The sequence below is a fragment of the Chryseobacterium sp. LJ668 genome (genome assembly GCF_019613955.1).
Taxonomy (GTDB): Bacteria; Bacteroidota; Bacteroidia; order Flavobacteriales; family Weeksellaceae; genus Chryseobacterium.
In genome coordinates this window covers 2,666,335-2,681,853 of record NZ_CP080443.1, presented here as the reverse complement: position 1 = coordinate 2,681,853, position 15,519 = coordinate 2,666,335, and the positions used below count along the sequence as shown (strand labels likewise).

General features: G+C 34.8%; 12 protein-coding genes. 7 read left to right on the top strand and 5 right to left on the bottom strand.

Going from position 1 to position 15,519, the window contains the following annotated elements; translation table 11 throughout:
* Positions 1 to 167: 167 nt before the first annotated feature.
* From K0U91_RS12540 to K0U91_RS12515, 6 genes are all read left to right on the top strand, one after another.
* Positions 168 to 1,889: a cellulase family glycosylhydrolase gene (locus tag K0U91_RS12540; protein WP_220179887.1), complete on the top strand. Its 1,722-nt coding sequence runs from the start codon at positions 168 to 170 to the stop codon at positions 1,887 to 1,889.
* A gap of 63 nt (positions 1,890 to 1,952) precedes the next feature.
* The gene (gene bla-A, locus K0U91_RS12535; RefSeq protein WP_220179886.1) at positions 1,953 to 2,831 is read left to right on the top strand and encodes a CGA/CIA family class A beta-lactamase; all 879 of its coding nucleotides are present in this window, start codon (positions 1,953 to 1,955) and stop codon (positions 2,829 to 2,831) included.
* A 29-nt stretch (positions 2,832 to 2,860) separates the two neighbouring features.
* The gene (locus K0U91_RS12530; protein WP_220179885.1) at positions 2,861 to 3,271 is read left to right on the top strand and encodes a hypothetical protein; all 411 of its coding nucleotides are present in this window, start codon (positions 2,861 to 2,863) and stop codon (positions 3,269 to 3,271) included.
* A gap of 19 nt (positions 3,272 to 3,290) precedes the next feature.
* Positions 3,291 to 4,181, top strand: a complete 891-nt coding sequence (locus tag K0U91_RS12525) for a 3-hydroxybutyryl-CoA dehydrogenase (RefSeq protein ID WP_219969607.1) — start codon at positions 3,291 to 3,293, stop codon at positions 4,179 to 4,181.
* Positions 4,182 to 4,237: 56 nt separating this feature from the next.
* Complete coding sequence (locus K0U91_RS12520) at positions 4,238 to 5,554, top strand: hypothetical protein (RefSeq protein ID WP_220179884.1); 1,317 nt, start codon at positions 4,238 to 4,240, stop codon at positions 5,552 to 5,554.
* A 37-nt stretch (positions 5,555 to 5,591) separates the two neighbouring features.
* Entirely contained in the window at positions 5,592 to 5,831 is a 240-nt protein-coding gene (locus K0U91_RS12515) for a hypothetical protein (RefSeq protein WP_027380779.1), read from the top strand.
* 54 nt (positions 5,832 to 5,885) lie between these two features.
* On the opposite strand, the gene K0U91_RS12510 is transcribed toward K0U91_RS12515, so the two are convergent.
* From K0U91_RS12510 to dnaN, 3 genes are all read right to left on the bottom strand, one after another.
* On the bottom strand, positions 5,886 to 6,296 hold the full coding sequence (locus tag K0U91_RS12510; protein WP_220179883.1) for an META domain-containing protein: 411 nt from the start codon (positions 6,294 to 6,296) through the stop codon (positions 5,886 to 5,888).
* Positions 6,297 to 6,500: 204 nt separating this feature from the next.
* Positions 6,501 to 8,903: a phenylalanine--tRNA ligase subunit beta gene (pheT, locus tag K0U91_RS12505; protein ID WP_220179882.1), complete on the bottom strand. Its 2,403-nt coding sequence runs from the start codon at positions 8,901 to 8,903 to the stop codon at positions 6,501 to 6,503.
* 151 nt (positions 8,904 to 9,054) lie between these two features.
* Positions 9,055 to 10,185, bottom strand: coding sequence for a DNA polymerase III subunit beta (dnaN, locus tag K0U91_RS12500; RefSeq protein ID WP_219969394.1), 1,131 nt, complete (start codon positions 10,183 to 10,185; stop codon positions 9,055 to 9,057).
* A gap of 143 nt (positions 10,186 to 10,328) precedes the next feature.
* Here dnaN and K0U91_RS12495 point away from each other — a divergent pair, with 143 nt between their 5' ends.
* Positions 10,329 to 10,682, top strand: coding sequence for a diacylglycerol kinase family protein (locus K0U91_RS12495; protein ID WP_220179881.1), 354 nt, complete (start codon positions 10,329 to 10,331; stop codon positions 10,680 to 10,682).
* A gap of 54 nt (positions 10,683 to 10,736) precedes the next feature.
* On the opposite strand, the gene K0U91_RS12490 is transcribed toward K0U91_RS12495, so the two are convergent.
* Together K0U91_RS12490 and K0U91_RS12485 are read right to left on the bottom strand one after the other, a co-directional pair.
* Complete coding sequence (locus K0U91_RS12490; RefSeq protein ID WP_220179880.1) at positions 10,737 to 14,435, bottom strand: phosphoribosylformylglycinamidine synthase; 3,699 nt, start codon at positions 14,433 to 14,435, stop codon at positions 10,737 to 10,739.
* Positions 14,436 to 14,477: 42 nt separating this feature from the next.
* A complete protein-coding gene (locus K0U91_RS12485; protein ID WP_220179879.1) occupies positions 14,478 to 15,500 on the bottom strand; it encodes a hypothetical protein in 1,023 nt (340 codons plus the stop codon).
* Between the last annotated feature and the right edge of the window lie 19 nt (positions 15,501 to 15,519).

Sequence of the window (15,519 nt, the reverse complement as noted above, 5' to 3'; positions counted from 1 at the left end):
TTTTTTATATTTAAATTAATTGGCTCTAGCCCAAATTACATTATAAATCAATGTCGTTATCTAATGATATTAGAGCTAAAATAATTATCATTCAACTATTTTTGAATATATTTGTTTATACATTAAAATTCAATCAAAAGCTCCCATCTATTTTAAAAATTAAAACCATGAAAAGATCCATCCTAATCTCCGCACTTTTATTGTCTCAATTTGGGACATCACAACTATTAAAGACGAGCGGGCAAAAAATCGTCAATGATAGAGATGAAAATATCCAGTTAAGAGGTCTGGGCTTAGGCGGTTGGATGCTGCAGGAAGGTTACATGTTGAAAACCGGAGATTTTGCCGGTCCTCAATTTAAAATCAAAGAAAAAATTGCAGAATTAGTCGGTGAAGACGGAATGAACAACTTTTACAAAGCCTATCTGAAAAACGGAGTCACAAAGCAGGATATTGATTTCCTGAAAAAGGCAGGATTCAATTCGATTAGACTTCCGATGCACTATAATTTGTATACATTGCCGATTGAAAAAGAAGCTATAAATGGTCAAAATACATGGCTGGAAGAAGGTTTTAAAATGACAGATGATTTACTGAAATGGTGTAAAGACAATAAAATTTACCTGATATTAGATCTCCATGCTGCTCCGGGAGGACAGGGTAATGATGCTAATATTTCTGATAATGACAAGTCTAAACCTTCACTTTGGGAAAGCGAAGAAAATCAAAAGAAAACTATTGCACTGTGGAAAAAATTAGCTGAAAGGTACAAAGACGAACCGTGGATGGGAGGTTATGATCTGATTAACGAGCCGAACATCAATTTCACAGGAAAAAATCCTAATGGAACAGATGAAATGTCAAATGCTCCCCTATGGAAATTACAAAAAGACATTACAGAAGCGATTCGTGAGGTTGATAAAAATCACATGATCATTATCGAAGGAAACGGCTGGGGAAATAATTATAACGGACTGATACCGATCTGGGACAACAATATGGCGTTCAGTTTTCATAAATACTGGAACTACAACAACGAAGAAACTATCAAGTTTGCTTTAGATCTGCGTGAAAAATACAATATGCCGATCTGGCTGGGTGAAACGGGAGAAAATTCAAATGTTTGGTTTACAGAGCTGATTCAGCTTTTAGATAAACACAATATCGGATATGCATTCTGGCCAATGAAAAAAATTGATAATATCGCCGGAATTACCAATGTGAAAATCACTCCTGAATATCAGAAGCTTTTGGATTACTGGAAAAACGATGGCGAAAAACCTTCGAAGGAGTTTGCTACAAAAGCTTTGATGGCAATTGCTGATCATTATAAATTTTCTCAAGTTGAAATAAAAAACGATGTAATTGATGCGATGTTCAGACAAACAAAAGACAACTCTACAAAACCATTTAAAAACCATCAGGCTCCGGGGAAAATTTTTGCAACAGATTATGATTTAGGACGAATGGATTTTGCGTACAATGATCAAGATTTTATTAATTTGTGGGTGAGCGACCCGGCAAAAAGATCAGAGTGGAATTCTGGAAATCAGCTGAGAAATGATGGGGTTGATATTTATCAATCAAAAGACAAACAATATTATGTCGGAAAAACTGACAAAGGGGAATGGCTACAATATACTATTCATTCAAAAACGGATAAAGCGTATACTTTCGACATCAACTATGCAAGCAATAAGAGCGGAAAAATCAGGATTGAAGATGCTTCCGGAATACTATTGACCAACATCTCACTGAATCCCACCGGCGGAAATGAAAACTGGAAAACCATTTCTACAAAAGAAATCAGCTTTAAAAAAGGTGAAAATAAAATCCGGATTTATTTTGAAAATGACGCTATCAATTTAAATTATTTTGAATTGAGATAAGAAAAATCTTAAATTGCACATCCCTTTTAGAATCTAAAAGGGATTTATTTTAACCAAAATATTATGAAAAAAATAATCTTATTTTTTCTTTTGATTTCAGTGTTCGGGAACGCTCAGCAATCAGTTTTAGAGCAGAAAATCAATTCGATTATAAAAGACAAAAAAGCAACCGTCGGGATTTCCGTCTTAGGATTTGAAAACGGCTTTACATACAATAAAAATGCTGACAAAAAACTTCCGATGCAGAGCGTATTTAAATTTCATATTGCTGCTGCGGTTTTAGATTTTGTTGATAAAAGAAAACTTTCACTGGATCAAAAAATTGTGTTGAATAAATCTAATTTACTGGAAAATACCTGGTCGCCGCTGCGTGACAAATATCCAAACGGGGATACAGGAGTTCCTTTGAGTGAAATTTTGGAATTAACCGTTGCAAAAAGTGATAACAATGGCTGTGACATTATGCTGAACTTGCTTGGCGGCCCTAAAGCAGTTCAAAAATATATGGATTCTAAGGGAGTTAAAGGTTTTCAGATTAAATACAACGAAGCTGAAATGCACAAAGACTGGAATGTGCAATATGAAAATTACAGTACCACCCAATCTGCAGTTGACGTTCTGAAAAAATTCTATGACGGAAAATTATTAACAAAAAAATCGACCGGTTATCTGATGAAAGTAATGCTTTCTACATCAACAGGTATGAATAAATTAATAGAGCAGCTTCCAAAAGGCACACCTGTAGCCAGAAAAACAGGATCTTCGGGGAAAAATGATGCGGGTTTTACAGGCGCTGAAAACGAAATCGCAATTGTCACTTTACCGAATGGCAAGCATTATGCAATATCTGTATTCGTCAGTAACTCAACAGAAACGGCTGAGGTAAACTGTAAGATGATTTCGGATATATCAAAAACAGTCTGGGATCATTTTAATAAGTAAAAATTTAACCTTAATTTTAAACCATTAAAATGAAAAAAATTATAATAACAGCTGCCCTATTTACTTTCGGGTTGTTTTTCTCACAAAAAAATCAAAATTATCTTGAGATAAGTTACTCAAGCATTTGCTGTGGTACCCCTTCAACAGATCCTGTGATCAATTATCTCTCACAATTTCAAAAGAAGAATAAAACAAAGGCTTTTGAAATTCTCAAACAACCAGGATTAGGAAGAGAGGGAGAATTTAATCTCTATATTGGTATTGATAAACTTTCTAAAACACAGAAAACCAATTTTATGAAAGGGCTTAAGAGCGCTATTTTGTCACAAAATACAAAGAGAAATGAAAACAGTGATGGCATTGTGTATTTTGAATCTTCGAAAACCGTCACCAAGTCAGATTTAGCCTCAATCAAAAACCTTACAGTTTATAAAAAATAATTTAACAGATAAAAAAATGATCAAAAACATTGTAGTTATTGGCGCAGGAACCATGGGAAATGGCATTGCACATACTTTCGCACAAAGCGGTTTTAGTGTAAACTTAGTTGACGTATCACAGGATGCATTAGACAGAGGATTGAAAACCATCACTACCAATCTTGACAGAATAATTACAAAGGGAAACCTTACTGAAGAACAGAAAACGGAGACTTTGGGAAATATCAAGACTTTTACAACGCTGAAAGATGCAGTCACCAATGCAGATTTAGTAGTGGAAGCAGCAACCGAAAATCAGGATCTGAAGCTGAAAATCTTTGCTCAAATGGATGAATTTGCTCCGGAAAACTGTATTTTATCAACCAATACCTCTTCAATTTCTATTACTAAAATCGCTGCCGCAACCAAGAGAGCAGACAAAGTAATAGGAATGCATTTTATGAATCCTGTTCCGATTATGAAGCTGGTTGAGATCATCAAAGGATACTCTACTTCTAAAGAAACATTTGATGCTATCTACGAAATGAGTAAAAATTTAGGAAAAGTTCCTGTAGAGGTGAATGATTATCCTGGATTCGTTGCTAACAGAATCTTGATGCCGATGATTAATGAATCGATCGAAACGCTTTACAACGGAGTTGCCGGAGTTGAAGAGATTGACACAGTAATGAAGTTAGGTATGGCTCATCCGATGGGGCCACTGCAGTTGGCTGATTTTATCGGTCTTGATGTTTGTTTGGCCATTTTAAATGTAATGTATGATGGCTTCAAAAATCCTAAATATGCTCCAAATCCTTTATTGGTCAACATGGTAATGGCAGGAAAACTGGGAGTAAAGTCCGGCGAAGGATTTTATGATTATTCAGAAAGTAAAAAAGCTGAAAAAGTGGCAAAAATGTTTGCCAAATAGTTTCAGAATTATGAATTATAGGTTAATTTTGGCTGCGATCTATACCTGCAGCCTAAATGAAACTTAAAGAAAAATATATTCAGATATCATTGGTCATCATTACTGTAGTGATGACCATTTTGCGTTTTTTACTCAATGAGAAAGGCCGTGTAAATCCTGATTCTATTAACTATATGAGATTCGCTCATGTATTTCCGGTCATTGACAACACTACTACTCCTGCAGGATATCCTGTTAGCATCAAACTTTTGACCTATTTTGGTCTTGATGAGTTCTGGAGCAGTAAAGCTGTCGGTATTTTTGCTCTTCTTTTTATCGTTTTCTTTGCCTGGAAAAAGAATTTTTACCTGAAAGAATCTATAATTATATGCTCTCTGTTTAGTTTTCTTTCTATCTTCTCGTTTACGATGAGTGAGGCGCTTATACTGCCATTTGTGATGATTTTACTGTATGTTGCCCACTTAACGATTACGGAAAAATTACCAAAGTGGAAGGCCGTTTTTTATATTTCGCTCACCCTGATTTTATTATACAATATACGATACAGTTCATTATTCATTATTGGCGGGACGGGACTTTTCGGTCTCATTTTCCGGAGAAAAAAATACGGATCGGCTTTTATATTTTCCGGAGCAATCGGTTTGGCATTTGTCGTTTTATTTAGAATAATTTACATTGATTACTTTAATGAAGATTACCTTAAAGATTCGTTAATCATCGGTCTGTATCCTACTTCTAAGCTTTTACCGGAACTTTTTCAGGGATTAATGACGAGTTTTAATCCTTTTATCCATATCGCCGATCCTAATGGCGGAAAAATTAATTATGCCATTTATGGAATTGGCTTTTTAAATATGATGATGATGGTGTATGTTTTGATAAAGAATAAACTCAACGATACTGAAATTTATTACACCGTTCTTGGAATTTCGGGGATTATCTGCTCCTATTTTGTTCAGTACTTTTATCCTGTAAATGCTTTAGATTACAGACTATTAGCTCCATTTATCTTAGGATTATGGCTGGTTTATTTTAATAAATTATTTAAAATTTTCGATACAAAAGTGTATCTGATTGGTATATTAAGTTTATGTTCGGGAATGCTTTTTACATGGCTTTCCAGAGGAAATTATCTTGAAAACAGAAAAAATGCAGCGGATTTTCTAAAGAATGAGAAACTGGATAAAGCATCATTAAAATTTTATATCATTGAAGAAAAAGATCTCGAAAAAGTACAAATTGCCGAGATCATAAGTACAGTAAATTCTGATATTTCGTTGACCATCAAACCTTCCGACACCCTGCAAAAAACGACGCTTACGGTGCATAAAGTTTTACAAAAAATTAAAATTGACAAGAACAAATACCAATAATTTTATTTATCTTTGAGAAAGTTTAAACATTAAAAAAATGAAATTACCAAAGTTTTTATTAGCGGACAATTCGGAATTTCCTGAAGATTTATTTGTAGTTCATACAGAATATCCAAGATTCATATTGAATGTTGAGGAAGAAGAAGTTGAATGGTTAGATGATCTAGAGGGCGACGATGAAGAAACTATGGCAGATGAAGCTACAAAAGTTGTGGAAGCTGCATTCAAATGGTGTGATGAAGAATTGGCAAAATACGACGACGAAGAGGAAGAATAATTAATATTTATTACTCATAAAAAAAGGAACTCAAATTTGAGTTCCTTTTTTATTTTATTCTGCTTTATTGAATTTCAGCAATAAGAGATTATCCTGATATAATTCTAAAGTGTTCCCGGAAACCACATATTTATTGGCTTTCTGCATCATAGACATAAAATTCTGCTCAACACTCATATTTTCGCAGGCCATTTTGGTAGATCCTAATTGAGAAGCCGTGAAAGTTCCTGTAGCAGCGTCAGAAGACAATGTTCCAAAGTAGCTGTTGCAACCGGCATTACCGTTTACTTTTGTGCCTTCTATATTCAAAGTAGGTGTTTTACCTTTCACATTATCAGCTAAAGTCCATTTCGAGTTTGAGATGGATGGCTGAGCTTTTCCAACTTTTGAAGATGCAGTATTAGACATCGTTCCGCACGATGCCAAAACGGCAATTGTGCAAAAACTTAAAAAAAGATTTTTCATTTTTTTCTTTTTGATTTAAACCAAATTTAAGGAAATTATATTATTTAAACAGGTTTCAGAAGATTTTATTGTTATCTGACTCATAACTTTTGCAAATATTTCTTACCAAATAACAGGTATCGCAATCTGAAGTTTAAAGATTCATTTAAAATAAAAACGGACCTATAAAAAGTCCGCTATATTATGATTACTGTTTGTTTTAAATTATGATCTCAACTCTGCATTAAATTCTTTCTGGAAAGATTTAATTAAAGAATCCATCACTGCAGAAATTTCTTTTTCTTCCAAAGTTTTTTCTTCATTTAACAATTCAAAGCTCATCGCGTAAGACTTCTTACCTTCGGGAAGATTTTTGCCTTCGTACACATCAAATAAATTGATATTTTTAATGAAAGGTGATTTATTCTTTTTCGCTGTCTGATACAATTCCTGGTAGGTGATATTTTTATCAATCAACAAAGCCAGATCTCTTCTGATTTTATTAAATTTTGGAATATCTTTAAATTTCAATTCATTCTCAGCACGTAATTTTTGGGCCAATTCCAATTCGATTTCTGCATAAAAACAATCCTGATCAATATCAAAATCTTTCAGCATTTGAGGAGCAACTTTTCCTATTCTTACCAGAGTTTCACCTCTAGATTCATAAGCCAGAGCATCTGAAAAACGGCCGTCAGACAAAGCAACTTCTTTATAATCGACTGCTAATTTTTCTAGCAGAACTTTCACAAAAGCTTTTAAATGATAAAAATCTGTTGTAGATTTTGGCTGCAGCCAGTTTTCAGCAACATTTCTACCGCTTACCAACAGAGCTAGCTGTTTTCTCTCTTCATACTTCTCTCTTTTATGATAAATTTTTCCAAATTCGAAAAATCTAATATCCTGATTTTTTCTGTTGATGTTATAAATCGCATTCTGTAAAAGTCCTTCCAGTAAAGACTTTCTCATGAAGGCTAAATCATTGCTCAAAGGATTCAGTAATTTCACGGTATCCGTTTCATCTTTTACAGAAGTTAATGAATTGTTCATCACTTCATTGAAACCTAAGCTCTGTAAAGTCCTTGCCCAGTTGTTTTCCAGCTCATCCTGATCGTTTGAGCTTAGTTTTACAGGGGTAAAGGAAAACTTTTGTGGGGCCTCAATTTTATTATATCCGTAGATTCTTAAAATCTCTTCAATAACGTCGATTTCTCTTGTCACATCGGCTCTGTACGCAGGAACGGAAACTTCAAAACCATTTTGAATTTCATTAAGGACCTGAATTTCAAGGGCTTTTAAAATTTCTTTTACTTTTTCTTTGTGAATTTTTGTGCCTAAAATCTGTTCGATTTTTGAAAATCTGATGATCACATAATTGTCTTCAATCTTCTTAGGATATTCTTCCAAAAGTTCTCCTACAAGGTTACCCTCCGCCAGATCCAGGATCATTTTGATCGCATGAGTAATGGCAGTTCTTGTAATATTCGGGTCTACGCCTCTTTCAAACCTGAAAGAAGCATCGGTATTTAAACCATGGGCTTTTGCGGCCTTTCTTACAGCAACAGGATTAAAATAAGCACTTTCCAGGAAAATAGTTTTGGTTTCAGAAGACACTCCAGAATTGGCACCACCGAAAACTCCGGCAATACACATTGGGTTATCCTGTCCGTCTTTAATAATGATTTCAGAACCGTTTAAAGTTCTTTCTGCACCGTCTAATGTGGTAAATTTTGTTCCTTCGGCTACAGTTCCGACTTTTACTTTTTTATCTGCAATTTTATCTGCATCAAAAGCGTGAAGCGGCTGACCAAAACCGTGAAGAATATAGTTGGTAATATCTACAATATTGTTGATCGGGCTTAATCCGATTGCTTTCAGCCTGTCTTTGAGCCAAGATGGAGATTCTGAAACCTTCACGTTTTCAATAACTGCTCCGATGTATCTTGGTGTCAATTCAGCATTTTCAATTTCCAATGAAAATTCATGTGAACCTTCATTATTTAAAGCCACTGAGGAAACTTTTACGAAATCACCTTTCTGTTGATTGGTTGAAAGAAAAGCATACAAATCTCTTGCTACACCATAATGAGACATCGCATCGGTTCTGTTCGGAGTCAAACCGATTTCGAAAACTTCATCATTTACCAATTCAAAATAATCTGAAAAATCCTTTCCAACTTCATATTTGCTTTCATCTAAAACCATGATTCCGCCGTGATCATCACTAAGACCTAACTCATCCTCTGCGCAGATCATTCCCTGAGAAACTTCACCTCTTATTTTAGCTTCCTTGATTTCAAAAAAGTTTCCTGTTTTATCGTATATTTTGGCTCCGACAACTGCAACGGGTACGGTTTGCCCAGCTTCAACATTCGGAGCACCGCAAACGATATTTAAAATCTTTCCGTTTCCAATGTCTACGGTTGTTTTATTTAGTTTATCGGCATTCGGATGCTTTTCGCAGGTTAAAACTTTACCTACAACAATACCTTCCAGGCTTCCTTTGATGCTTTCAAATTTTTCTATTCCCTCTACCTCAAGACCTATATCTGTAAGGAATTCACCGATTCTCTCAGATTTCAATTCCGTTTTGATATAGTCTTTCAGCCAGTTGTTTGATATTTTCATCCTTTAATATTGAAAATTTATTTTGAATTTTTCAAGTTACAAATGTCGTGTTTTTTTGAGAAACAGAGAAATTTTTAACCTTTCAACTGAGCCTTAAAAAATAAAAAGAGGCTGATCAATCAACCTCTTTTAGTATTTATTAAATTAAATATTACAACCCGATTACCGGCATTGATAACATTAAGATATTTTCATTTTCTTCAAGACCGTCAAGCGGCTCTATGATTCCCGGTCTGTTTGGCTGAGACATTTTCATCGTAATATCATCTGCTCCGAGGATTCCTAACATTTCAGTTAAAAATTTAGAACTGAATCCGATGTTGATGTCTTCTCCGTTGTAATCACAAGGAATCTGCATATCAGCTTTGTTGGCATATTCTGTGTCTTCTGCATGAAGGTGAAGAATATTGGCAGACAATTTAAATCTAACCTGATTCGTAGATTTATTCGACATGATAGAAGCTCTCTTGATAGCTCCCAATAAAAGGTTTCTGTTAATTGTTAATACATTCGGATTTTCTTTAGGAATTACCGCTGTGTAATTAGGATACTTTCCATCGATCAGTCTACAGATCCAGATATGTTTACCAAAAGAAAATTTTGCCATATTATCGTTGAAGTCTATGGTAATATCTTCGTTTGAACTTGCTAAAATATTTTTGAAAATGTTTAGCGGTTTTTTAGGCATGATGAATTCCATTGGTTCGGCATTCATTAAATCTGTTCTTTTATAAACTACCAATCTATGAGAATCTGTAGAAACGAAGTTGGTTTCATTTTCTCCAAACTGGAACAAAACCCCGGTCATTACAGGACGAAGAGAGTCGTTACTGGTTGCAAAAAGAGTGTTGGTCAGAGCCTCAGATAAAACTCCTGCGGGCATTGTCACACTTTGAGCAGATTCAAATTCCGGAAGCTCAGGATAATCATCTGCATTGTCTAGTGCAACGGCAAAGTTATCTTTTTCATCTAAAATCTCAAGCTGGCTGCCTGTACCTTCTGCATTGTCTTTAACAACAAGCGTAAGCGGCTGTTCCCCATAAGTTTTGATAAAATCCTGAAAAATCTTGGCAGGAACAGCAAATTTACCTGCATCGTCAGATTTAACATCTAAAGAAGTCACCAAAGTAGTTTCTCCATCAGAAGCTGTAATGGTAAGGTTATTTTCATTTAACTCAAAAAGATAATTTTCTAAAATTGGTCTCGATTGAGAGCTTGATATTACGCCACTTACAGTTTGCAATGCTTTCTGAAGTTCACCACTTGAAATAATAAATTTCATAGATTTAAAAATAAGTTTTTACAAATATAACAAATAGAAAACAGATAGAAAAGAATAATAAGGTGAGTTATTAACAACCATCAAAGAATTTAATTTTTCCTCAATGAGTTTATCGACTATCTTTGTTTATTATAAGCCGAATAATGCGAAAACCTCTCATTCATAAAAGTTTTTTAAACGCTTTACGCGGTATTTTTATCATGTTTAAATCTGAAAGAAATTTTCAGATTGAGGTGATGGCTTTCTTAATTAATCTTTTTCTGATTTTTTATTTAAACCTTACAACTGTCGATTCAATTTTAATTTTAATGGTGTCTTTTGCTGTTTTAGCTGCAGAGATTTTTAATACCGCCGTTGAAAAGATCTGTGATTTTATGCAGCCGGAATATGACAAAAGAATTGGTTTTATTAAAGACACATCTGCGGGCGCGGTTCTGTTAATGGCAACCGCATCTGTTGTAGTGGGTATATTGGTATATTGGAAATATATTTTTTAAGCCAGATCGATTAGAAAAATGACCGCCATCAATAACGGCCATTTTTTTTTATTGTTATTTGAAGTATTCAACTCCATTTTTGAAAATATTGTGATAATTCGCAGTCGGAATGTTTTTCATCAAGCCTTCTGCAAAACGTTCAGGGTGCCCCATTCTACCGTATATTTTTCCGCACGGACTTGTGATTCCCTCAATTCCGAACAATGAGTTATTTGGATTGAATGGCATTCCGTGCGCAATATTTCCGTCTAGATCTAAATATTGAGTAGCGATTTGTCCGTTCTCATACAGCTTCTGAATTTCTTCTTCCGAAGCCATAAAACGACCTTCTCCGTGAGAAATCGGGATCGTGAAAACCTGATCTTTCATTCCTTTCAACCAAGGCGATTCGTCGTTTAAAACTTTGACATTAACCATTTGAGAAATATGTCTTCTAATGGCGTTGTGCGCTAAGGTTGGAGAGTTTTCATCCAAATCTTTAATTCTTCCGTAAGGCAACAAACCTGATTTGATCAAAGCCTGGAAACCGTTACAGATTCCGATGATCATTCCGTCTCTATCCAGCAATTCGTGAACGGCATTTCTCATCTTTTCGTTCTTCAGAACATTCACGATAAATTTAGCAGAACCATCCGGCTCGTCACCCGCAGAGAACCCTCCTGAGAATGCTAAAATCTGTGACTGTTTAATTTCTTCTACCCATGCATCGATGCTTTCATCAAGCAACTGATGATTGATATTAATTAAAGGCAAACTGTTGACAACAGCACCTTCTTTTGCAAAGGCATTCAATGTATCATACTCACAGTTTGTCCCCGGAAATACAGGAGCAAAAACTCTTGGCTTCGCCAACCCGTGTTTTTTAATAATGATATTTCTAGGGTTGATAGAATTCAGTTTTGAATCCAATTCAACCGTTATTTTTTCTTTTTCTACTGTCGAAAAAAGATTCTCAAAAGTCTTCGTATTAGCTTCAAGTAATTTTTCGATTTCAAAATTCAAATTATTGATTTTCAAAATATTTGAATTTTTAACTTCACCGATTAATTGAAGATCAACAGAACTCAATTCTTCAGTCGATTCGATGACTAAACTTCCAATATTTTTAGCTAATAAAATATTCTCATCAGCGATATTAATTTCAGCTCCCAATCTGTTTCCGAAACTCATTTTCGCTAAAGCAACAGCAACTCCACCTTCTTTAATTGTCTTCACAGAAACAATTTTTCCGGCTATGATATTTTCGAAAATCAATTCAAAAACAACCTTTAAACTTTCATAGTTTGGAAGTCCGTTTTCCTGTGGAGTATGATTGAAGAAATAGAGTTTATTTCCTGCCTGTTTAAATTCAGGAGAGATGATATTTTTCTTTTCTCCGTTAGCGCAAGCGAATGAAATTAACGTTGGCGGAACATTCAAATCCTGATACGTTCCACTCATCGAATCTTTACCTCCGATTGCTGCTAAACCGAAATTAATCTGAGCATCGTAAGCTCCTAAAAGAGAAGCCAAAGGTTTCCCCCATTTTTCAGGATTCTGACCTAATTTCTCAAAATATTCCTGAAAACTGAATCTGATATTTTTATAATCGCCACCCATAGCAACGATTTTTGCCACACTTTCTAAGACTGCATAAGAAGCTCCCAATAATGAGTTTTGCTTTGAAATTTCAGCATCAAATCCCCAACTTGCCAAAGAAACTGTTTCAATATTTTTCGCTCCTAAAATCGGCAATGTCTGAGCACTTCCTTCCATCAAAGTCTGCTGATATTTTCCACCCAAAGGCATCGCAACCGTGGTCGCACCAATTGATGAATCAAACATTTCTAACAAACCTTTTTGAGAGGCAACATTTTTATCTGCTAAGATTTTTAAGAAGTTTTCTTCGTTAAAAGAAGGTGTTTCCTCTTTTATCTCATTAAGATGCGTAATCTTAACTTCCTGTCTTTTAGAACAACCGTTGGTATCAAGGAATTCTCTTGAAAGGTCAACAATCTTATCGCCTTTCCAGAACATCTGCATTCTTCCTGAATCTGTCACTTTTGCAACCTCAACAGCAACAATATTTTCAGCTTCACAGAATTTGATAAACTGTTCTTTATCTTTTGGTTCAACCACAACAGCCATTCTTTCCTGAGATTCAGAAATGGCAAGCTCAGTTCCGTTCAAACCTTCATATTTTAAAGGTAAAACATCCAGATTCACTTCCAAAGAATCGGCGATTTCACCAATTGCTACAGAAACACCTCCAGCTCCGAAGTCATTAGATTTTTTAATCAGTTTTGTTACTTCAGGATTTCTGAATAATCTCTGGATTTTACGTTCTTCTACCGCATTTCCTTTCTGAACTTCAGAACTCATCGTGTGGATCGAAGTTTCGTCTTGTTCTTTCGAACTTCCGCTTGCTCCACCAACTCCATCACGTCCCGTTGCACCACCTAAAATAATAATAGAATCACCAGCTTCAGGCTTTTCACGTCTTACCCAATCCACAGGAACCGCTCCTGCAACGAAACCAACTTCCATTCTTTTTGCTTTGTAGCCTTCATCGTAGATTTCGGAAACCATTGTAGTTGCCAAACCAATTTGGTTACCGTAAGAAGAATATCCGTTTGCAGCCTGTTTTGTGATTGTTTTTTGAGGTAATTTGCCCGGTAACGTTCGATCCACAGGTTCTAAAACATCTGCAGCACCCGTTAATCTCATCGCCTGAAAAACGAAAGAACGTCCGGACAAAGGATCTCTGATCGCTCCGCCTAAACACGTTGAAGCACCACCGAAAGGCTCGATTTCTGTCGGGTGATTGTGTGTTTCATTTTTGAATAATAAATACCAAGGTTCTTTTTTACCGTCGTATTCAGCTTCGATTTGGATGGTACAGGCGTTGATCTCGTCTGAAACTACCAAGTTATCAAGCTTTCCGGTTTTACTAAAATATCTTCCGCAAACGGTTGCCAGATCCATTAAAGAGATAGGTTTCAATTCGCGTCCTAAAAATTTTCTTTTTTCGATATAATCGTTGAAAATGGTTTCCAATGTATGTTTAAACTGTCCTTCAAACTCAATATTTGACAATTCTGTTTCAAACGTTGTGTGACGACAGTGATCACTCCAATAGGTGTCTAAAACTTTCAGTTCAGTTTCTGTAGGATTTCTCTGTTCACTTTTAAAATATTCCTGAATAAATTTTAAATCATCCATACCTAAAGCAAAACCGTGATTGTTAAAGAATTCTTCAAGCTGAGCATCATCAAAATTGATAAAACCTTCATGAACAATCACTTTTGACGGTGTCTCTTCTGCAGGAATATCTAAAATCGATAAATCTTTTTCCTGAGATTCTACTTTATTGATCAAAAGATCTTTTATTTTTACTAAATCAGCTTCTGAAATACCTTCAAACTGCATAAGTTTTCCGCTTCTTACTTTTGATTTCTCATTTCCTGTCAGTAAAGCGATACATTGTTGAGCAGAATCGGCACGCTGATCGTATTGTCCCGGCAAAAATTCCATGGCAAAATGAATTCCTTCTGCAGGATTTTCTTCATGCAAAATATCAGTAACGGGATCTACGAAAGTACTGTTAACCACTTTATCGAATTCACCATCATATAAATTGAAAATATCGTACACATTGTACACTTTTACATTTTTGATCGACGGAACTACCGCTTTTACTTCATCAAAAATCTTTGGACTTTCTACATCGAAAATCCCTCTTTTTTCTACGAAAATTCTTTTGTTTTGAGACATTAGATGTCAGATATTTAAATATTATTAAACTTTTTAATTAATTTACTCATCTTTATTCAGATCAGTTTTCTTACGCGAATTTACAATTATATAGTATTTTTGAGCAACATTATAATCTATCGAATTCTCTAGTTTCCACTTTTGATAGCCTTTATAATCGAACTTCTGATTTTCTGACGGGGTCAATAAATAGTAATATTGCTCCATTAGATATTCGTCTATAAAACCATCTTTTTTAAGTTTTGTAAAGAAAGAAATCAATCGTGTTGCAGGATTATTTCCTTCTATTGTACTTTGATTTTTCTCTGTTTTATAATCTATGAAACCATTAATCCCAGCAATTTGAAAATCCAGAAGAATTCCGGGAATTCCCGCCGCTCTTTCGTATTTATCAATATTTTCGTAAATCCATTTCATCTTATTCGTTGCACTGCTCATCGTGGTTCTCAGCAATAATTTGTCCTGAGCTGCAACAGGTGCATATAAAATATTGCTGTATCTTGTTAATGGATTTTTCTCAACTATTTTTGTCGGTTTTATTTTAGTTAAAAACAAATCCTGAGCTTTGTCCAGAGATAAAGTATCATTTCCTTTTTGACTACTTTCAGATATAAGAACCCAAAATCCTGCGTCATAAACTCTCACGTTAACCAGCCTGTTAAGATGAGTAAAATACGTGCTGATTCCGTGAAGCTTAAATTTACCTTCTTTAAATACTACTGTTTTATTTACTTTTTCACTTTCTTTGGGTGTATATCTCCTTTCATTTAAATCTTTATAATAATGATTTAAAAGTCTTTCTTCATGAAGTAAGGCCGGAATAATTTTAAATTTAAACACTGCGTCATTGCGTTTATTTTCATATTCTGCAGCAAAAACACTGTCATTTTTGGAGTTTGTAAATAATGTCGTTCTAGAAAAATCATTGAGACTATAAGGAGCAGTGACCCCGGACACTGTATGGGTAAAATCTGAATCAGATTTGATTTTATTATTCGGTTTTAAATCCTGAGAAAATGCAATCACTGGAAATACATACAAAGTAAAAAAAAAGTAAATTCTCATACAATTTAAATTAAAAAAT